Origin of the sequence: Paenibacillus sp. tmac-D7, assembly GCF_006519665.1 — a bacterium.
GTDB classification, from domain to species: Bacteria; Bacillota; Bacilli; order Paenibacillales; family NBRC-103111; genus Paenibacillus_G; species Paenibacillus_G validus.
Window position 1 is genome coordinate 14,626 of record NZ_VIDW01000045.1, and the last position, 17,819, is coordinate 32,444.

Sequence of the window (17,819 nt, forward strand, 5' to 3'; positions counted from 1 at the left end):
TGTGTCTATGGTTATCTATCACTATCCCCTTAAGATTTTACCTTATAATGACATCAATCGACAAGTTCAAATGACACTTCCGCCGGAGCGCCGTGAAGCTTTAATTTGACGTTGTTTCTCCCGTTCCTCCACAACGCCGCTTCGATCCCGCATCGTATGTTTATGGAGCAGGAACGTGTCGCCGGCCTCGCTAGACGTCCCCCATCTGTCCGGGTCGGAACAGCTTTGCTTACAGCGTTCTAACAACTGCGTATCCGTTATGGGCAAATTGATATCCGAAAAAGGCGTCCCCCGTTCCAACTCCTGCAGTCTGCCCGCCAGCATCGACTTGAGCGCCGTCCCGTCCAGTCCGAGCGTTTGCACGCTCGTTCGAGCCAGCCGTTCCAACGCCGCGTTGAACATTTTGACGGCGCCGCGCAGATTGCCCCGCCGCTGATGATAGGAAGCGACGGCAATCTGAATAAGCGCCACATACGCCTCGGCCTGCGGATCGTCGGGATGCTCCTTCCAGAACTCCTCCAATACTTCGTGGCATTCGAAATAATCCCGCTCCACATGAAAATGATTTAAATACCGCACATAGGCATCCGCATAATCGTTCATGTTCCTACTGTTCCCCTTTGCTCGACTCGTTATTTTATTTATTTTAACAATTTAAATATAATTGTGAAACCATCAGCCCAGTTGGAACGTATGAATCCCTTGTACGCAAAAACTATACTTGTATGTGGAGGATGTTCTCACCATGTGGAAAAAGCTATCTTTACTCGTTCTGGCAGCTACGATCGCCTTCTCGTTCAGCGCGCCGCAGCACGCCGATGCCAAAGGCTACAAATCGTCGAAGAAAAGCTTCACCCCAAGCAACAATTCAACGAATTCTACAAACCAAACACCGAACAGCGGGGTCAACAATAACGCCCCTGCCGCTACCAAATCGCCGGCAGCGTCTACGACGACTCCGGCTCAGAAACCCGGCTTTTTCAGCGGTGGCTTGATGAAGGGCTTGTTGATCGGCGGTCTGGCCGGCATGTTGTTCGGAGGCTTGTTCGGAGGCTTGGGCGCCCTGGGCAACATTCTCGGCCTGCTGGTGAACGTACTTGCACTGGTCGCTCTGTTCATGGTCATTCGCAAAGTATACGTATACTTCCGCGATCGTAAGAAGATCAACCAAAACCCGCAAAACCCGCGCGGTTATTAATCCGGAATTAAGGAGTAAGGCCGCATGAAATTAATGGAGCAGGACATTATTAACGCGATTTGCTTGAACATCGCCGAACGCAAGCAGCTTCAGCCGACGCAGGTCGAGGTTGAGCTGATGTGGGACGAAGACCTCGGCTTCTCCGCCGAAGTCTTTGCCGAAGGGCGCAGCCAAATCCTGATTGCGGCGAACATGCTGGAGGCCATTGAGCGCTACATGTTTACCCAGCATGGCATGCGGGTGTTCCGCGAACAAATCCGGCTTGAGCTGGAAGAGGAAATCGTGGCGTACGTCGCCTAACCTTATCGCCTATCACGAGCATTACCTGAAAGCTTACCGCGAGGTAAGCTTTTTCTTCATTTATTTTCCTTGCAACTTTCAGGCCTCTTGCCGCGTTTAATAGAGTGGTAGTTTTGTAGACTCGAGCAGAAAGAGGCTGATGCATGTTGAAGCGTAAGACCCTGCTGTCGCTTGCCGCCATAACCTTGTTCTTATCCGTCGCCGGCAACGCCGCGGCAGCCGATAAGACGTCGAAATACCGCGTATATCAAGACACGAAACTCATTTTGGAAACTAGCGATTACAAGACAGCGGAAAATTACGCGCGTTGGTTCGCTGACTCCCATGTCGAAGAAATCGGAACACGCAACTGGCTCTGGGACAATTATCCCCGGTACAAAGTGTACCAGCACGGCTACAGCGCCCCCGATTGGGAATTTGCGACCTTGGACGAAGCCGTCCGCGAAGCGTCCAAGTGGGGCAGCGCAAGCGTGCGCGACCTGCAGTCGGGCGGCTGGGTGTGGAACAATTATCCCCGTTACCGGCTGTATCAAGGCGATAACACGTTGGACGGCTGGACGTTCGTTACGCTTAACGACGCGATTGCCGAAGCGACGAAATGGGCGAACGCACACATTGTCGACCTCAGCACGCATCGTTGGGTGTGGGACAATGTGGCTGCCGCCAAGAAGACAGAGCTTCGCCAAACCGGCGCCAAGACGTATCAGGTGTACCAGGGAAAATACACGACGGATAGCTGGAAGTTCGCTTATTTGGAAGATGCGATCGCCGAATCGCTGCGCTGGAGCAATTCGACGATCGTGAATACGTCCACCGGTAAGGTCGTGTTCTCGAACGTCAAATCGTTCAAGGTCTACCAGAACAACAATTACCTGGACGCATTCTTAAGCGTGGACGATGCGATTGCTTATGCCAAGTGGTATGACCATACCCGGATCGTCAATGAAGAAGCGCCGAAATTGGCGGGAAGCAACCAAACCGTCTGGTCTAATTATCCGTATTATCAAGTTTTCCAAAACAACAACTTGATTGCCGACTTCAACACCATACCAGCGGCGTTGAATTATGCCAAAGGCTACAGCAATGCCTCCATTCGTTTATATGACGGAGGGACCGCCATTTGGGACAACTTGCGCAAGCTTCAATACTGGGGATGGAACGGCACATCCAGCGACGGCACTATCCGCAGCCATGTCAATACGACATCCGGACTTGACGTCGTCTCTCCGACCTATTTTAATCTCGAGGATAGCGCGGGCAATGTGACGGACACGTCCAACAAAGATACGGTTGCCTGGTTGAAGAAACAAGGCTACGCCGTTCACCCGCTCGTTCACAACCAATTCGATCCGAAGCTGACGACGGCCTTCCTCGCCTCCAAGGAAGCGCGGGGCAAGTTTATCGGCACGCTCGTCAATAAAGCGGCCCAGCTCGGCGTCGACGGCTTGAATATCGACTTCGAAAGCCTATCTGGCAGCGACCGCGCCAATTTCACCGCGTTCATGGAAGAGCTCACCGCCGCCGCCCACGCCCGGAACTTGCTCATCTCCGTCGATCTGCCGCGCGGCAGCGCGAAGTGGAATGCGCAAACCGCCTTCGATCACGAGAAGCTGGGAGGCATCGTCGACTACATCATCACGATGACCTACGACCAATACTGGAAAGGCAGTACTGAGCCGGGCTCCGTAGCCGGATTGCCTTGGGTCGAGGAAGGCATCAAAGAATTTTTGTCGTACGGCATTCCTCGCGACAAGCTGATCATGGGCGTGCCATTCTACGTTCGCGAATGGAAAGTCGACAGCGCGGGCAATCTGGAGAGCAACCGCGCCCTGTTGATGAAGGACCTTGAACCGCTCATTCAAGAGAAAAAGGCTACGAAAACGTGGGACGCCCGCTTCCAGCAGTACAGAGTCGAATATATGCAGGACGGGTACAAGAACGTCTTCTGGCTTGAGAACGAAGCGACCATCAAGGCGCGCATCGACCTCGCCAAGAAATACGAGCTGGCCGGTGTAGCGGCCTGGCGTCTCGGCTATGACAACGCCAATGTATGGCAAACGATGATTCAGCAAAAGTAGATAAAAGGCCTGAAGCGTGACAAAGGACCGTTCGGACAAATTGCCGAACGGTCCTTCCGTTTATCCGGTTAGCTCTGACGGATCGTCTCGTCCCTCTTGCCCTTTTACTGATAATCGTGCAAGTTTCCGTTAGTTCAATGCTGTATATAGCCTCCGCCTACTCATCATCGGTTTCAGCTTTGAGATTCAGGTTATCCAGCATGCGGATCTTCGCCAATCGATTCCAGGGATACGTGCAGCAGCTCGCGCAATTCCTCTACGTCCGTCGTCGGCGACTGGCAGGCAAAGTTCTCACACACGTAGGCGGTCGTTCGCCCGCCGATGGCGGTTTTGTCCTGCACCAGCGGAAGCAGGCGCCGCACCTCTTCCCCATCCGCGGCGTCCGGTAACACAATGGTCAGCGTATGGGGCCGGAACCCCCGCCTTACTTCGGCCAGCATCCGCTTGGTGGCCTCGCTGTCCGGGTCGCCTGCGATCACAATTTCACTGGGCGCGGAGGCCGCCAAATCCATGGCGATCAGCAGCATGGCGTGACCGTTCGGATGTTGATTGACGGCGCCTCCGAACGCCTGCAGCTGGCGCTCCGCAATTTGCGACAGCTTCGCATCGTAAGTCAGCTTGGCGAGCTTCAGGAAGTTGGAAGCCGCGACGGCATTGCCGGAAGGCATGGCGCCGTCATAAATTTCTTTATTGCGAATAATCAGCTTCTCGCTGTCGGAGCCGTAGAAGTAAAGTCCGCCCTGTTCATCGTCCCAGAAGAGCTGCAGCATCTGTTCGTTCAAGGCAATCGCTTGCCGCAAATACTCGACCTCGAACGTCGCTTCATACAGCTCGAGCAAGCCCCAAACCATGAACGCATAATCGTCCACATAAGCCGGGAACGCCGCATCTCCATCCCCGGGCTAACACCCGCGCCCGTCCTCCCGGCGCAGCCGCGTCCAAGATAATGAAGTTGGCATTCCCTTCGATGTCGTTCTATGCTCACCGAAACATCGAAAAGATGCCGAAGCTTGCCGCGACCTTGATCAACTCCGACGATGGGCAAGGCAAAAAGATATTTGGTTGACGGTGTTCCCCATCGAACAATCAATCAGCGATTTATGGGAAAAAGATCGTGAATTTGTGAAACAAATCGAAGCAAGCGATGAAGATGAATGATCGGGCAAACAAGCGAACGGTTGCCTTTTCTTTATAGTACCCGTATATTCATAACTTTTTAAGTATTGATTATGTTTTTGGGGTCTGATAGCATCAAGTTATAAGACGTAATCAAAACTCATAATCAAAAATGTGAAGGAGAAATCGCACATGAAATACGGATATGCACGAGTCAGCACATTGGGACAGGCCTTAAAAGTCCAAATCGAAGCGTTGAAAGCGGAGGGTTGCGAAGAAGTTACCGAAGAAAAGTTTACCGGAACGACGACAAGCAGACCGCGATTTGAAGAACTTGTTTCGAAGTTGAAAACCGGAGATACATTGGTCGTTACGAAGCTTGATCGGTTGGCGCGGAACGTTAAGGAAGGAATTGAAATCATTGAATCGTTATTTGAGAAGGGCGTAAAGGTTCACGTGTTGAATGTCGGTCTGCTGGAAAATACGACGATGGGACGGTTCTTCCTTCAGACAATGCTTGCCGTAGCGGAAATGGAACGGAATTTAATCGTCGAACGGACGCAAGAAGGAAAAACGATAGCAAAACAATCGCCCGACTTCCGCGAAGGTCGACCGAAGAAGTTCAATCGGAAGCAGATCGAACACGCATTGTCGTTATTGGAACATAATTCGTATACGCAAGTTGAAGCCATGACGGGAATATCGAAGGCAACATTGACACGTGCAAAGGCGAAAGCGAAATTATCTAAAAGCGAATAAAGGGTTTGATTAGGACACGTCATCAGCCGTTCGCTGCTGACGTTTTTTCATTGATCAAATAGGAAAGGTCGCTTCAAGCCTTCGACCCGCTAAATCGAAAGCTATGAAGCACAAATCAGATACCAAGCACGAAACGTCATGGCATTCGCTATGGCGGTTTTCTTGTTTATGGAGGGTTAAACATGAAATTATTCGGAACCATCAAAGGTATCCAATTGATAAGTGAAAGCAAGGAAGAACACACAACCACCGCGACATTCCGAAGCGGTAACATGACAATAAGAGCACAAGCAAACCGCCCAAGTGAGGCAGCAATCAAACGGGCGGGCGTGTTATTGAATAAGATCGCTGAATCAAACTTGAAAAAGGCATGATGGCAAAGGACGACGGGCATATTCGCTCGTTGTCTTTTTAGCTTATTTGAACAAAACACGAACACAAATTGATTGAATTGGCAACCTCTTATGGTTGGCGATATTCGATCTACAAAGAAATCGGTTCATCAGCTTCAATCGAATACCGCCCCGAAATGGTTCGCTTTACAAGACGTTGAAGCCGATCTTTTCGATGCCGTTTTTGTCATGGATTATGATCGTTTAAGTCGCGGTGATCTTGAAGCTCAAGGCAAGATTCGACGCATCTTGAAGAATTCGGTTACGAAGGTCATTACTCCAACAAAGGTTTATGATTTCAACAACGAAGAAGCCGAATTGATAAATGACATCGAAGGCGTGTTTTCTCGTCGCGAGTACCGCATGATCAGGAGGCGTTTGAATCGTGGCAAGAAGCGCGGAGCAAAGAACGGCAACTGGACAAATGGCAAACCGCCCTTCCCTTACGTTTATAATCCGCTTACGAAAACGCTTATGTTGACCCTGATAAGTTGATTATTTATGAACTAATCAAGAAACGTCACTTCGAAGGAAATCCATGTTACCGCATCGCATGGGAATTGAATCGAATGGGTGTTGAGACCAGGAAAACCGCGCAGGCTTGACAAGCCTATTTCATGGTCAGAAAACGCGGTTCATCGAATCTTGACATCGGAAATTCACTTGGGTTATGTGATTTATGGCAAAACTTCGGGGAGCGGTCACAAGAACAAACGTACCGCACCTTTGATGGAAAAGCCCGAAGAAGAATGGATCAAGGTTCGCGGCAATCATGCCGTTCTTAAAACCGAAGAAGAACACACTGAAATATTGTCCGCGCTTTCCCGACGTAAACTTGTACCGACAAAAGCACGAAAAATGGCTTATCCCCTATCCGGTCTTGTACGTTGTGGGAAATGCGGCTACAATATGGCTTTCACCTTCAAGACATCGAATCAAAAAGTTTCGTTGAAAACGTGCCAACATGCAGATCACGTTGGGAACCGATGCAGGAATAGTGGTGTTAGTGCCGAGGTAATTTATAACGCGCTGAATCACTTCTTGACCGAATACGAAGATCGGTTACGGGGTGAAGAATTGACAAGCGAAGATGAACACGATTTGAAGAATCTCATCGCTTCGAAAGAAAATAAAATTGAACAGCTAAAAAGCGGATTCGATAGAATCACCGATCTTTACATCATGGGCACATTGAACAAGGAGCAAGTCAAGGTAAAGACGGATGAATTGTCAGCACAAATTCAACGCAAGCAAAACGAACTGAAATAATTGGTCGCGACGTTAGGACATAAGGAAGGATTGACAACCGAAGAACGCTTACAACGCATTGAAGAATTCAAGAAGGCTTGGAATGCGGAGAACGCCGAACCCGAACAATTAAACGGATTAGCGCAAAGCATCATCGAACGAATCACATATACACGCGAAGAGTCTAATATCGATATTGATGTCAAATTCATTTAATTTCTAACCGGACAACGTTCGTCGTAGCCCCTCGCATCATAGTATGAATGGGCGAATGTGCAATTGAAAGGAGACAATTAGAAGATGTATTATAATAATCAAATTCTCTTCCACTCTTCAGCCGATATGAATCTAATCGCGGATATTGCCAAAGCAATCAATGGAGAATATAGCGCAATTTTTTGTTATGAACAGTTGGCGAAACTTGCTCCTAATCAAGAAGCAAGAAATCAAATTCTTGAAATTCGAAACGATGAAATCAAGCATTACCAAGCCTTCTCACAAATCTTTGTGTCCTCAACTGGAAGGCAGCCTACACCACAAATCATCGAACAATGTGAAACAGAGTACACAGCAGGTCTTAGAGCATCTTTTAAGGATGAACAAATGACAACGGACTTTTATCTTGATATTGCTGAAAAAACCAATGACCCATACATTAAAGAAACTTTCCGGCGTGCGTCGGCAGACGAACAAAACCACGCTGTTTGGTTTTTGTATTACTTAACGGCAAATCAAATGAGATAATATACTTTTTTCCAACCGAGAGACAATGATACGCATTGTCTCTTTTTTTATATAAACCTTGTTTTGACGCGCTCTAAAGTCAATTGTTCCTTGATCGACACGACATCAATGGCAAGTGGAATTTTATTTCATTAAATAAGAATACCCCATAGATAAGAAGACAGGTTTGTTTTCCTGTTTCGCTTTTTCAAAAGCTTCTTCAGACCAAGGGTACCACTCAACCGAATTGCGCTTACGGTCGAGTACGAAGGTCATACGCCGTGGCGCGTTCGGGAACTTGTCATCGGGGAACGTGCAGGCAAGCGCCCTCCGCTGCCGGAGCATTTGAGCCCCGTTCCAGCAGATACATCAAGACTGCTCACGGTGGCGGAAGAACGAAGTCGAGATCGCAAGGCTGAGCAGATACCCGCCGTGGCCTACCGCCGGGTGAGCAAGGAGGACGGTCATGTTTGAGTCATTCTACGGTCTTGGACGTTCCCCGTTTTCGCGAGACATACCGACGAGCGAGCTCTTTTGAGGAGACGCTCGGCCGTCTCGAGTATGCTGCCCACCGGCAGTGGTTCGCCGTAGTGACCGGTGACTGCGGCACGGGCAAAACGACGACGATTCGCCGGTTCACCGAAGTGCTCGATCCAGCCAAGTACAAGGTGCTCTACTTGTCAGATTCGAAGCTGACCCCGCGGCATTTCTACAAGGGGCTGCTCGAACAGCTCGGCTGCGAATCAAAATTCTACCGTGGCGATGCCAAACGCCAGTTGCATCGTGAGATCGAGCTTATGCGCGGTATTCACCGGCTCTTGCCTGTTGTCGTTGTCGACGAGGCCCATCTGCTCGATCGCGAGATGCTGGAGGAAGTACGCTTTCTGCTCAATTTCAAGATGGATGCGCAGAGTCCCATGGCGCTGATCCTGGTAGGTCAGAGTGTGCTCTGGGATCGCCTGAACCTACAGGCTTATGCGGCTATCCGGCAGCGGATCGACCTGCAATGTAAATTGCCGTATTACGACAGGTCTCAGACCGGCGATTATATTCGCGGTCACATGACGCACGCCGGCGCTGATCACGACATCTTCACCGAAGGAGCGATTGATGACATCTTCCGTTTCTCGAGCGGAGCCGCCAGACTGATCAACAAAGTATGTACACACGCTCTCATCTATGGATCACAAAACAAACATCGCATCATCGACGATCATATGGTCAAGCGAGTCATCCAGGGAGAATTATCGTAATTCTCCCATTCCCCTGTCTCGTGCGGACAACTTGTCCGTCACCAGCAGGACAACTTACGCCGTCAACTGGCGAACATTATGCGTTGGCAGTAACACCCAATTAACAATGGTACGTTATCATCTAAGCCTGTACTTGTTCTTCGTTTTGATTTATCAACCACTCTTCGTCCATTTCTGTGCACAATGTCATGTCTATTTTTAATTGCTAAAAATATTTTTGTTAAATCCTTTGGGAAAGAAACCGCTAAAGTATCATTATACATACCTTTAACCTTATCAATATTATGGTAAATGACATCCATCATAGATTTTGTTACCTTTACACTTAAACTTTCATAATTAATATATATATCTGTCATTTTTAACGTCTCTTTTTTATAGTCATGAAATGTTTCAACAAAATTTCTTATGTACACATCGTTGCTTAATACTGTTTGAATAAATGTATCAGAGTGGTAAGACTCTAATATAGTTATTGTGTTTGCATAGAGCATATTAATTAAATATTCCTTATTGAATACTTGACTATTATCTAAATCATTTATTATTTCAATTATCTTTCTCCTATTTTCATGAAAGTTCGAGTATGCTCCTTTACTATTCAGAATCGCCTCGATAGATGAATAGTTTTCATCATTAGACACAACTAAAATTGTCTTTTTTAGTCTTTGTTCAATCAGTTCTCTTCTATTCAGAGCAAACAATTTAATAGTGTTTTCTCCTTTTATAGTAATGGGAATAAAGTATCCTGTTTCATTAAGTTACACACAATCCTCTCTATCAGTTTCTTATTAAACCTCAATCGAGCCTATGGAATTATTTCCATAGGCTCGATTACTGATTTCGGATATGCAATTTCGACCGGAGCACAAAGAAGCATCATGTTTTGGCATGCCTTTGTTGGTGACGTTGGACTCGTCTAGAGCATTCGTAGTAGCGTTTACAGCAAGTGCGCTTGACTTTCCTTTACGCGACTTGTGATCATCGTCGTCACCATGGGTATCTTCATCTTCGCATGCATCGACTTGTGGTGCAGTTAATGCATCTTCTGTGATTTCCAAGGTTAGCTGTTCATCAGCAAGCCAAGCAACTCAATGAAGTACTGCAAGTAGAGGTTCTCAACGAAATGCTGCACACGTTTCTCGATCCGTGAACCCACAACGCTGCTAAATGATTAAAGAACCGAGTGTAACGCGGATCGACTCTGCTTTTTGACCGCGATCCAAGGCCCTAAAGGATTTGGCATATTTCTCTTCCGCGGCAAGTCCTAAGTAAAATGCAACCAAATCAGGCTATGAATCGACATGACTTAAATGAGGATCCTAATCGTTCAGGTTTATGTCGTGAGATAAAACCTTTCAGATATTCGATGTTTCGGTAATTCGGTTAATCCTCCGCATCCACATTGTGGTAAACTCGCTGTACGTCTTCCAAATCTTCTAACGCATCAATCAACTTTTCGAATTGTGCCTGCGCGTCTTCCGCAAGAGTAACATAATTTTGCGCGAGCATCGTAATCTCAGCAACCGTGAAATCCGTTATTCCGGCATTTTTGAATACTTCTTGCACGGCATGGAACTGATCAGGTTCAGCATAAACAATGGTGGCTTCATCTTCTTCAAAAATGTCACGTACGTCTACATCTGCTTCCATTAATAGCTCAAATACTTCATCTGATGTTTTACCCACTAGACCTATGACTGCCGTTGAATCAAACATATATGATACGGACCCGCTTACACCCATGCTTCCGCCATTTTTATTAAAACAGGAGCGTACGTCCGAAGCAGTACGATTCACGTTATTTGTCAGTGCGTCTACGATGACCATAGAGCCATTGGGGCCAAAACCTTCATAACGAAGCTCTACATAGTTATCTTCTGAGCTTCCTTTTGCTTTTTCAATCGCCCGGTCAATGATTGCTTTCGGTACATTGTACGTTTTTGCCCGTTCGAGTACGAATTTTAGGGCGCCATTAGATTCCGGATTTGGTTCACCTTTCTTAGCAGCAACATAAATTTCAATTCCAAACTTTGCATAAATACGACTCGTGCTTGCGTCTTTTGAGGCTTTTTTTTCCTTAATATTGTTCCACTTACGTCCCATACTTATCCCGCTTTCTTATTGTACTTGAAATTTGGTTAGAGCCATGTTCTTCTGCAGTCTTCAATTTTCTTTACTTTGTTCATTATAAATCTTTAAGCATCACTTGAACAAGTTCCTATCAAGAATTATCAGAATCTCAAAGTACACAAAAGAACTTCTCCTGACATGGAGAAGTTTTTAAGTGACCAAACCAGATATTGAGTACCGCCTTCATAACTGAATGACAGATTTGTCAACCTATCGTTCAGCTGCATTATTTGATTGGACTCTCTTACGAAAAAACATTCGAATCAATTTTGACAATAGTGGATACATCGTGACAATTGATGTCAAGACTAGAAGGGAGCACGCGATGGGCTGGTTGATAAAAATGGTAAGGCTACCATGGGATAGCAGCAAGGACTGCTGCAACGCGTCTTCCAACATGGGGCCGATGACCACGGCAAGAATAAGGGGGGCCGTTGAGAAACCTAATTTTTCCAAAAAGTATCCAACCACTCCTGCGATCATCATAATCCACAAATCGGTAACGGAATTATTAATAGCATAAGCTCCTACGATACACAGTACTAGAATTATGGGCATCAACAGGTTTTTAGGCGTTCGCAGAATATTGATAAATAGGCCTACCAAAGGAAGATTCAGAACCAAAAGCATGATATTCCCAATATACATGCTAGCAATTAAGGGGTAGCAGCTGTTGTCCCTACCAGGAAATCAAAATTATCCTGCTTGTAGCCTAAATTTTTCTGAAGGATGGGCTGGATCGAAAACAGGCCGTCTCCCGCAAACTGTAGATTATAGCCGTCCGGCTTTTGTCTAACAAGGTCCGTCATTGCAGTGATCCCCCCAGCGGCATCCTTGTTTTCGACAACAACGGGCTGATTCAGGTACTTACTCATCAGTTTGGCAGTGGCTCGGGCATTCACATCTGTTGAGCCTCCAGAAGCCAATGGGACGACTAAAGTAATCTCCTTCTCAGGGTATTTCACCTGATTAGTCGCTTGGCATGTAAATTCCTCCCCTAATATGACTTCATTCCCCCTTACGGGTTCCACTAATCTTCTTAAATGCTATTTTATTTTCGTTTAAAGCGCTTCCAATAATTCTCTCTAGAATGACCTTAGGCGAAAGGCACCTCATCAAATGTCTAAAGCCTAACAATGAAAAATCGTGCCAATTGGTCATAACCCTGTCAAGTAGACACGAATAAAAAGACACTTATTCGCTGCGACCGTTTCCCGAAATTCCACCGGGGAACGGTCGTTAGTTTCTTCTCGATCCCCAATAGGATCGGCGGCGGCATCCTCATCGGTCATATTGGCCGGTTTTATTGCCACTCCCCCGTCTTCAGGCAGACATTTGTACTTGGCATAAGCGCCATAACCAATACCGCAAGATGCAAAAACTTGGTCGCCTTTCTCAAATCGTTTTACATCATTGCCTACTGCTTCAACTAGCCCTGCTAGCTCATACCCTCCTACAAAAAGAAAAACCCATGTCTAGTTAGACATGAGTTTTGGATTTTCGGGATAATTTCCGGTTTAAAATTCTTCATATGTGGCAGGATCTTGATTATTAATCCTTCCATCAGAGCGAGTTAATCCTGAAATAATGCTCATTTCTGTTTCATCTAGGGAAAAGTCGAAAATGGATATATTTTCAAGCTGCCGTTCGGGAGATGAAGATTTAGGAATTCCAATGGCTCCAAGTTGATAATGCCAGCGTAAAATTACTTGTGAAATTGACTTGTTATGACGCTCGGCAATCTTTTGAATAGTGTCATTCTGTAAGAGTACACTTGCTCGGGCTAGTGGACTCCATGATTCTGTCTTAATGTTGTTCTCTTCATGCCATTTTCTTTGTTGTGCTTGATTGAAAAATGGATGTAATTCTATTTGGTTTACGCTTGGCTTAACGCCCGTTTCTTTTTCTAAACGCTCAATATGTTCGGGCAAGAAATTACTGACACCAATAGAGCGAATAAGACCCCATTTTTTAGCGTCAATTAATGCTTGCCATGCTTCCACATATTTATCCTGTATAGGGTTAGGCCAATGAATAAGATATAAATCAAAATAATCCAGATTTGCACGGTATAAAGATTCTTGAATGGTAGTAACAGCTTTGTCATACGCTTGGTAGCGACCCGGCAATTTAGATGTAATTCTTAATTCTTCTCTTGGAACGCCAGTGCGTTTAACGGCCTCGCCTACTGTTCCTTCATTTTCATAATTATAAGCAGTATCAATTAGTCGATAGCCTATATCAATTGCACCTACTATAGCATTGACACCTTCATTACCCTTAAGTGTATATGTACCCAAACCTATAACCGGTAAAGTAACTTCATCATTAAGTGTGACCTGTGGAATAGAATTACCCATAACTAATCACTCCTTCCAGTAATACTAGAAAATAGGTTTATTATCGCGCTTTGCAATTTCAAAAGCCTCATCCGACCAAGGGAACCCATCTGCCGGATTGTAAGCATGTTGCAGCAAATACGGTAACGTTGTCTTGGGGCAGCACCTACTTTTTTCTTGGAATTTCTTGTATTTCACATTCAAATATAGCATACCTCAATAGAATGAAAAAAACTATACCGTGTCCGACGCCGCTGGACATCCTTTATTTAATAATCTTTCTCACAATCTTTACCTTTTCTTTATAGGGCGGATATGATAAGTCACTCGCTAGCTTGGACGAGCGTTTTAAAATGGATTTCGGATGTGTGAAGCTTTCATAACTAGCCTTTCCGTGATACACATTCATTCCTGAAGAACCAACTCCACCGAAAGGTAAATAAACATTACCAACGTGAGACATGGTGTCGTTAATACTACCTCCACCAAAAGGAAGCTCTTGAAGGAAGAATTGGACGGCTTGCTCATTTTCAGAGAATAAATAAGCTGCTAATGGTTTGGTTAACTGTCGAATTTCATGAATGGCCTGTGTTATGTCTGTATATTTCATAATCGGTAAGATAGGTCCAAAAATCTCCGATTCCATCACTTTGCTTTCCCAAGTGACACCTTCTAATAAAGTAGGAGCCATGTATAAATCCGAGATATCTTTTTGACCTCCAAATGTAATAAGATGTGCATCTGCTTCTAATACTTGTTCAATCCTTTGAAAATGACGTTCATTAATAATCCGACCAAAATCAGGGCTCTTTTGTGGGTTTTCTCCATAATATTGTTCAATTGTTTTTTTCAGCTTTTCAATGAATTTTTCATAAATGGACGCATGGACGAACAAGTAATCAGGTGCTACACAGGACTGCCCGGCATTGGTGAATTTTCCCCAAATAATTCGTTTCGCTGCGATACCTAAATTTGCTGTTTCGTCAACGATCACAGGGCTTTTACCACCTAACTCCAATGAAATCGGGGTTAAACGCTCGGCCGCCGCGCGCATCACAATTTTGCCAACCTCAATACTGCCTGTGAAAAAGATGTAGTCAAATGGTGCATGAATTAATTGTTGAACGAGTTCTTTTTCACCTTCGACTATTCGTATATACTTTTCTTCAAAGATCTCTTCTACAATTTTTTTAATAATAGCAGTTGTGTGAATCGATAATTCCGATGGTTTAATAATTGCCGTATTTCCGCCAATGATGGCCCCTAATAAAGGTTCAATCACAAGTTGGAAAGGATAATTAAAGGGTCCGATAATTAATACGACCCCGTATGGATCTCGTACAATAAAACTTTTTCCCGGTTGGAACTGCAGGGGTGTCTTTACCTGGATAGGTCTGACCCATTTATCTATATGCTTAATCATATGACTTATACTATTTAAAACCAAACCAACTTCTGTTGCATACGCTTCAAATTCACTTTTTCGCAAATCCTTATATAAGGCGTCAATGATTTCCTTCTCATTTGTTTGAATAGCAGTTTTTAATTTTATTAGCTGTTCTTTGCGAAATTCAATATCTTTTGTAGCGCCGCTATAGAAATATTTTTTTTGTTCTAATATCATTTGTTCAACAGATTGTACGTTCAAAACCATATATTTCCCCCTTGTTCATTTATTGAAAACTAGGCGCTACTTGTTGATTTTTATGTTTTTTTGTATTAGGGTTTTCCGGAATTTTTAGTCCTAAATGACTGCGCAGCGTATCTCCCTCATACTCTTCTCTAAATAGACCTCGTCTTTGTAACTCTGGTATGACATAATCGACAATAAGATTTAAGTCTTCCGGGAAGGTTGGCGGGATAATATTGAATCCGTCTGCCCCCCCTTTAACAAACCACTCTTCTAACTGATCTGCAATTTGTTCAGGTGTTCCTATTACTTCAAAATGTCCACGCGCTGAAGAAATGCGTTCATATATATCACGCAGCGTTTTTAATCCCTCATGTTTGGCAATATCGCAAATAATTTTATAACGAACTCGTGGATTTGTAGGATCCGCATATGTATCATAATCTGGGAATGGATCATCTGGATTAAATCCTCTAAAGTCGATTTGTGTAAATTCGGATAAAAACAGAAGCCCAGCACCTGGCATAATCAATTTATTTAGCTCTTCACGCTTTTGACGTGCCTCTTCTTCAGACTTTGCAACCGTAATATATACCCCCGGCATAATCTTTACGTCATCACGGTCACGATTATATTTAGCTAGACGACCTTTCAGATCTTCATAAAATGCTTGTGCATGCTGCAAGGATTGGCAAGCTGTAAATATAACTTCAGCTGTTCTGGCAGCTAGTTCTTTACCTGCCTCTGATGATCCAGCTTGAATGATTACCGGATGTCCTTGCGGTGGTGCCGGTGCATCTAATAATCCACTTACTTTAAACCATTTACCTTCATGTTTGACGGGATGAACTTTGGATACTTCAATGAATTGACCGGTTTCTTTATTTGCAACAACCGCATCCCCTTCAATGGAGAACCAAAATTTCTTCACTACATCTAGAAATTCTTCTGCGCGTTCATAACGATCAGCATGTGACAAATGTTCTTCTTTTCCATAGACAGTCGCTTCTAAATCGTTGGCAGATGTAACGACATTCCAACCTGCTCGTCCTTTTGATATATGATCCAGAGAACCAAATTTCCTTGCGATATGAAACGGCTCATTGTAAGTCGTTGATGCTGTAACGGTAAGGCCGATTTTTTTCGTAGCACTTGAGACAGCTGCCAAAATCATTAATGGATCTAGTTTTAATTCGGAATACGAATTTTCATGAATGGGACGAGCTACCGAATCGGCAATAAATAACATATCAAATTTACCACGCTCTGCTATTTGTGCAATTTCAATAAAATAATCGATATCATAATTACGATGTGACTGTGATGACGGATGTCTCCAACTTGCTAAATGTTGCCCAGGTAACTGAATGAATAATCCTAAACTCATTTTTTTACTCATTTTTGCTTGCTCCTTTTATCTCTTTATATAGTCAGCTATTTTCCGTTATTCCCTTATTTTCGAGAGGCTTATTTATGGTTTTCTTACCCGTATCCTGTAAGAAAACCAGGATAAGAATAAGGGAAATGATCGGTAAGCTTACAGCTAGGGCAGCCGCATTCCCTAAGCCGAGCGATAGGGCGATTGTTGTAACAACAGTAGGGACTAAAATTTGCCCTAAGCGGCCAACGATGTTATTTGCCCAGGCCATAGCACTCGCACGAATTTCAGTAGGAAAGAGCTCATTGGTCAGCGTTGATCCGACAATGAGGAAAGAGTTCACGAAACCAGCTGAGATAATGCTACAGATGAGCACAGCGTAAAAATTATGAAGGGTGAACATTAAAACACTACATATACATCCAACGATGATAATGATCGTCGCGGCACGCTTGCGTCCGATACGATCCATCAGCTTGCCATTCAAAGCAATGACAAGCATTGCCGTAATGGTTTGAGTCAATAAGCCGATGCTCACCATGTTTGGGGTCCAGTTCAATTCGTTTACAACCCTTAAGGTAAAGAAATTTAAAGTACCTTTGATTCCGAAATAGAGAAATACCCATACGATGGACATGACCACCGTGTATTTGATATAAGGGCTTTTCCAAGGTCCGAAAAAGTCTCCTTTCGGGAGCTTTTTACCAAGTTTCTTCTCCTCTTGCAATTGCAGGAAAGCCTCTGTTTCAGGCAGTCTCTTTCTAAGCAGGAATACAGGAATCATCGGAAATGCTCCAACAATGTAAAGTACTCGCCAACTTAGCCCAAGCTTCGTTATGATGGGAAGCAGGATTCCAATCAACAAAGCACCAAAAACCGCTGTAAGCTGGAATCGTCCAACAGCACTTCCTCGATGTTCTGTTGAAAACTCCTCACAGAGAATGACATACCCGACAGACCAGCAACCGATTAAGAAAATACGTGCAACAAACTGCAGGAAAATAAAAACCTCAATATTAGGTGCGAAAGCTGTGACTAGACTACAAATTGAATACATATAAACACTAGATAAAAAAACCTGGCGACGTCCGATCGTGTCTGCCATTCGAGATACGAAGAATGCAACCATCGTTCCAACGGCAATGATGGAAAGGGCATACCCGGACATCTGTGTCGTTATTCCAAAATCTTTCATTATATACGGCAGAGCTATATTAATTACCGCATCATCGAAGCCTTCAAAAAAAGCTCCCAATATGAGAATGGGCCACA

General features: G+C 44.8%; 22 protein-coding genes and 1 pseudogene. 10 read left to right on the forward strand and 13 right to left on the reverse strand.

Annotation, left to right across the window (positions count from 1 at the left end; all coding sequences use genetic code 11):
• Positions 1-66: 66 nt before the first annotated feature.
• Positions 67-603, reverse strand: coding sequence for a DUF309 domain-containing protein (locus tag FKP33_RS22165; protein ID WP_127609259.1), 537 nt, complete (start codon positions 601-603; stop codon positions 67-69).
• A 142-nt stretch (positions 604-745) separates the two neighbouring features.
• On the opposite strand from FKP33_RS22165, the gene FKP33_RS22170 reads away from it, so the two are divergent.
• From FKP33_RS22170 to FKP33_RS22180, 3 genes are all read left to right on the forward strand, one after another.
• A complete protein-coding gene (locus FKP33_RS22170; RefSeq protein ID WP_054797643.1) occupies positions 746-1,198 on the forward strand; it encodes a hypothetical protein in 453 nt (150 codons plus the stop codon).
• Between the two features lie 24 nt (positions 1,199-1,222).
• Complete coding sequence (locus tag FKP33_RS22175) at positions 1,223-1,498, forward strand: YxcD family protein (RefSeq protein ID WP_054800019.1); 276 nt, start codon at positions 1,223-1,225, stop codon at positions 1,496-1,498.
• Positions 1,499-1,641: 143 nt separating this feature from the next.
• Positions 1,642-3,576, forward strand: a complete 1,935-nt coding sequence (locus tag FKP33_RS22180) for a glycosyl hydrolase family 18 protein (RefSeq protein ID WP_181410241.1) — start codon at positions 1,642-1,644, stop codon at positions 3,574-3,576.
• A 191-nt stretch (positions 3,577-3,767) separates the two neighbouring features.
• On the opposite strand, the gene FKP33_RS22185 is transcribed toward FKP33_RS22180, so the two are convergent.
• Positions 3,768-4,445, reverse strand: a complete 678-nt coding sequence (locus tag FKP33_RS22185; RefSeq protein ID WP_181410242.1) for a thioredoxin domain-containing protein — start codon at positions 4,443-4,445, stop codon at positions 3,768-3,770.
• 439 nt (positions 4,446-4,884) lie between these two features.
• Here FKP33_RS22185 and FKP33_RS22190 point away from each other — a divergent pair, with 439 nt between their 5' ends.
• The 6 genes from FKP33_RS22190 to FKP33_RS22210 all read left to right on the forward strand — a co-directional run bounded on the left by FKP33_RS22190 (position 4,885) and on the right by FKP33_RS22210 (position 7,835).
• On the forward strand, positions 4,885-5,451 hold the full coding sequence (locus FKP33_RS22190; protein ID WP_141336389.1) for a recombinase family protein: 567 nt from the start codon (positions 4,885-4,887) through the stop codon (positions 5,449-5,451).
• A gap of 182 nt (positions 5,452-5,633) precedes the next feature.
• Positions 5,634-5,825 (forward strand): hypothetical protein, encoded by a 192-nt coding sequence (locus FKP33_RS22195; RefSeq protein WP_141336390.1) that lies wholly within the window; start codon positions 5,634-5,636, stop codon positions 5,823-5,825.
• A 72-nt stretch (positions 5,826-5,897) separates the two neighbouring features.
• Positions 5,898-6,338, forward strand: a complete 441-nt coding sequence (locus FKP33_RS22200) for a recombinase family protein (protein WP_181410243.1) — start codon at positions 5,898-5,900, stop codon at positions 6,336-6,338.
• Between the two features lie 78 nt (positions 6,339-6,416).
• Entirely contained in the window at positions 6,417-7,112 is a 696-nt protein-coding gene (locus FKP33_RS22205; RefSeq protein WP_155615743.1) for a recombinase zinc beta ribbon domain-containing protein, read from the forward strand.
• A 30-nt stretch (positions 7,113-7,142) separates the two neighbouring features.
• A complete protein-coding gene (locus FKP33_RS27305) occupies positions 7,143-7,307 on the forward strand; it encodes a hypothetical protein (protein ID WP_155615742.1) in 165 nt (54 codons plus the stop codon).
• An 84-nt stretch (positions 7,308-7,391) separates the two neighbouring features.
• A complete protein-coding gene (locus tag FKP33_RS22210; RefSeq protein ID WP_181410244.1) occupies positions 7,392-7,835 on the forward strand; it encodes a ferritin-like domain-containing protein in 444 nt (147 codons plus the stop codon).
• Between the two features lie 123 nt (positions 7,836-7,958).
• Here the strand turns inward: FKP33_RS22210 and FKP33_RS28615 are convergent, their stop codons facing one another.
• Positions 7,959-8,159 carry a DUF255 domain-containing protein gene (locus tag FKP33_RS28615; RefSeq protein WP_373423937.1) on the reverse strand — a complete coding sequence of 67 codons (201 nt, stop codon included), beginning with the start codon at positions 8,157-8,159 and terminating at the stop codon, positions 7,959-7,961.
• A gap of 125 nt (positions 8,160-8,284) precedes the next feature.
• Here FKP33_RS28615 and FKP33_RS22220 point away from each other — a divergent pair, with 125 nt between their 5' ends.
• The gene (locus FKP33_RS22220; protein ID WP_181410245.1) at positions 8,285-9,067 is read left to right on the forward strand and encodes an ExeA family protein; all 783 of its coding nucleotides are present in this window, start codon (positions 8,285-8,287) and stop codon (positions 9,065-9,067) included.
• Between the two features lie 62 nt (positions 9,068-9,129).
• Here FKP33_RS22220 and FKP33_RS22225 read toward each other — a convergent pair whose 3' ends face one another.
• From FKP33_RS22225 to FKP33_RS22270, 10 genes and pseudogenes are all read right to left on the reverse strand, one after another.
• The gene (locus tag FKP33_RS22225) at positions 9,130-9,771 is read right to left on the reverse strand and encodes a hypothetical protein (protein ID WP_141336394.1); all 642 of its coding nucleotides are present in this window, start codon (positions 9,769-9,771) and stop codon (positions 9,130-9,132) included.
• Positions 9,772-10,453: 682 nt separating this feature from the next.
• Complete coding sequence (locus FKP33_RS22230) at positions 10,454-11,173, reverse strand: YebC/PmpR family DNA-binding transcriptional regulator (RefSeq protein WP_127609257.1); 720 nt, start codon at positions 11,171-11,173, stop codon at positions 10,454-10,456.
• A gap of 237 nt (positions 11,174-11,410) precedes the next feature.
• Positions 11,411-11,848, reverse strand: coding sequence for a tripartite tricarboxylate transporter permease (locus FKP33_RS28620; protein WP_141336395.1), 438 nt, complete (start codon positions 11,846-11,848; stop codon positions 11,411-11,413).
• Between the two features lie 8 nt (positions 11,849-11,856).
• Entirely contained in the window at positions 11,857-12,102 is a 246-nt protein-coding gene (locus tag FKP33_RS22240) for a tripartite tricarboxylate transporter substrate-binding protein (RefSeq protein ID WP_181410247.1), read from the reverse strand.
• 255 nt (positions 12,103-12,357) lie between these two features.
• A pseudogene (locus FKP33_RS22245) lies at positions 12,358-12,648 on the reverse strand (alcohol dehydrogenase catalytic domain-containing protein); the annotation flags it as partial.
• A 69-nt stretch (positions 12,649-12,717) separates the two neighbouring features.
• Positions 12,718-13,560, reverse strand: coding sequence for an aldo/keto reductase (locus tag FKP33_RS22250; RefSeq protein WP_141336397.1), 843 nt, complete (start codon positions 13,558-13,560; stop codon positions 12,718-12,720).
• Positions 13,561-13,584: 24 nt separating this feature from the next.
• On the reverse strand, positions 13,585-13,752 hold the full coding sequence (locus tag FKP33_RS22255; RefSeq protein ID WP_258313527.1) for a thioredoxin domain-containing protein: 168 nt from the start codon (positions 13,750-13,752) through the stop codon (positions 13,585-13,587).
• Positions 13,753-13,804: 52 nt separating this feature from the next.
• Entirely contained in the window at positions 13,805-15,193 is a 1,389-nt protein-coding gene (locus FKP33_RS22260; protein WP_141336398.1) for an aldehyde dehydrogenase, read from the reverse strand.
• Between the two features lie 19 nt (positions 15,194-15,212).
• Entirely contained in the window at positions 15,213-16,568 is a 1,356-nt protein-coding gene (locus tag FKP33_RS22265) for an LLM class flavin-dependent oxidoreductase (RefSeq protein ID WP_141336399.1), read from the reverse strand.
• Positions 16,569-16,599: 31 nt separating this feature from the next.
• On the reverse strand, positions 16,600-17,819 hold a 1,220-nt coding region (locus FKP33_RS22270), incomplete at its 5' end, for an MFS transporter (protein ID WP_141336400.1).

Bases quoted from the DNA above. Each gene is read 5' to 3' on its own strand.
- FKP33_RS22165 (WP_127609259.1), bottom strand. From the start codon at position 603: ATGAACGATTATGCGGATGCCTATGTGCGGTATTTAAATCATTTTCAT.
- FKP33_RS22170 (WP_054797643.1), top strand. From the start codon at position 746: ATGTGGAAAAAGCTATCTTTACTCGTTCTGGCAGCTACGATCGCCTTC.
- FKP33_RS22175 (WP_054800019.1), top strand. From the start codon at position 1,223: ATGAAATTAATGGAGCAGGACATTATTAACGCGATTTGCTTGAACATC.
- FKP33_RS22180 (WP_181410241.1), top strand. From the start codon at position 1,642: ATGTTGAAGCGTAAGACCCTGCTGTCGCTTGCCGCCATAACCTTGTTC.
- FKP33_RS22190 (WP_141336389.1), top strand. From the start codon at position 4,885: ATGAAATACGGATATGCACGAGTCAGCACATTGGGACAGGCCTTAAAA.
- FKP33_RS22195 (WP_141336390.1), top strand. From the start codon at position 5,634: ATGAAATTATTCGGAACCATCAAAGGTATCCAATTGATAAGTGAAAGC.
- FKP33_RS22210 (WP_181410244.1), top strand. From the start codon at position 7,392: ATGTATTATAATAATCAAATTCTCTTCCACTCTTCAGCCGATATGAAT.
- FKP33_RS28615 (WP_373423937.1), bottom strand. From the start codon at position 8,159: ATGCTCCGGCAGCGGAGGGCGCTTGCCTGCACGTTCCCCGATGACAAG.
- FKP33_RS22230 (WP_127609257.1), bottom strand. From the start codon at position 11,173: ATGGGACGTAAGTGGAACAATATTAAGGAAAAAAAAGCCTCAAAAGAC.
- FKP33_RS28620 (WP_141336395.1), bottom strand. From the start codon at position 11,848: ATGTATATTGGGAATATCATGCTTTTGGTTCTGAATCTTCCTTTGGTA.
- FKP33_RS22250 (WP_141336397.1), bottom strand. From the start codon at position 13,560: ATGGGTAATTCTATTCCACAGGTCACACTTAATGATGAAGTTACTTTA.
- FKP33_RS22255 (WP_258313527.1), bottom strand. From the start codon at position 13,752: ATGCTATATTTGAATGTGAAATACAAGAAATTCCAAGAAAAAAGTAGG.
- FKP33_RS22260 (WP_141336398.1), bottom strand. From the start codon at position 15,193: ATGGTTTTGAACGTACAATCTGTTGAACAAATGATATTAGAACAAAAA.
- FKP33_RS22265 (WP_141336399.1), bottom strand. From the start codon at position 16,568: ATGAGTAAAAAAATGAGTTTAGGATTATTCATTCAGTTACCTGGGCAA.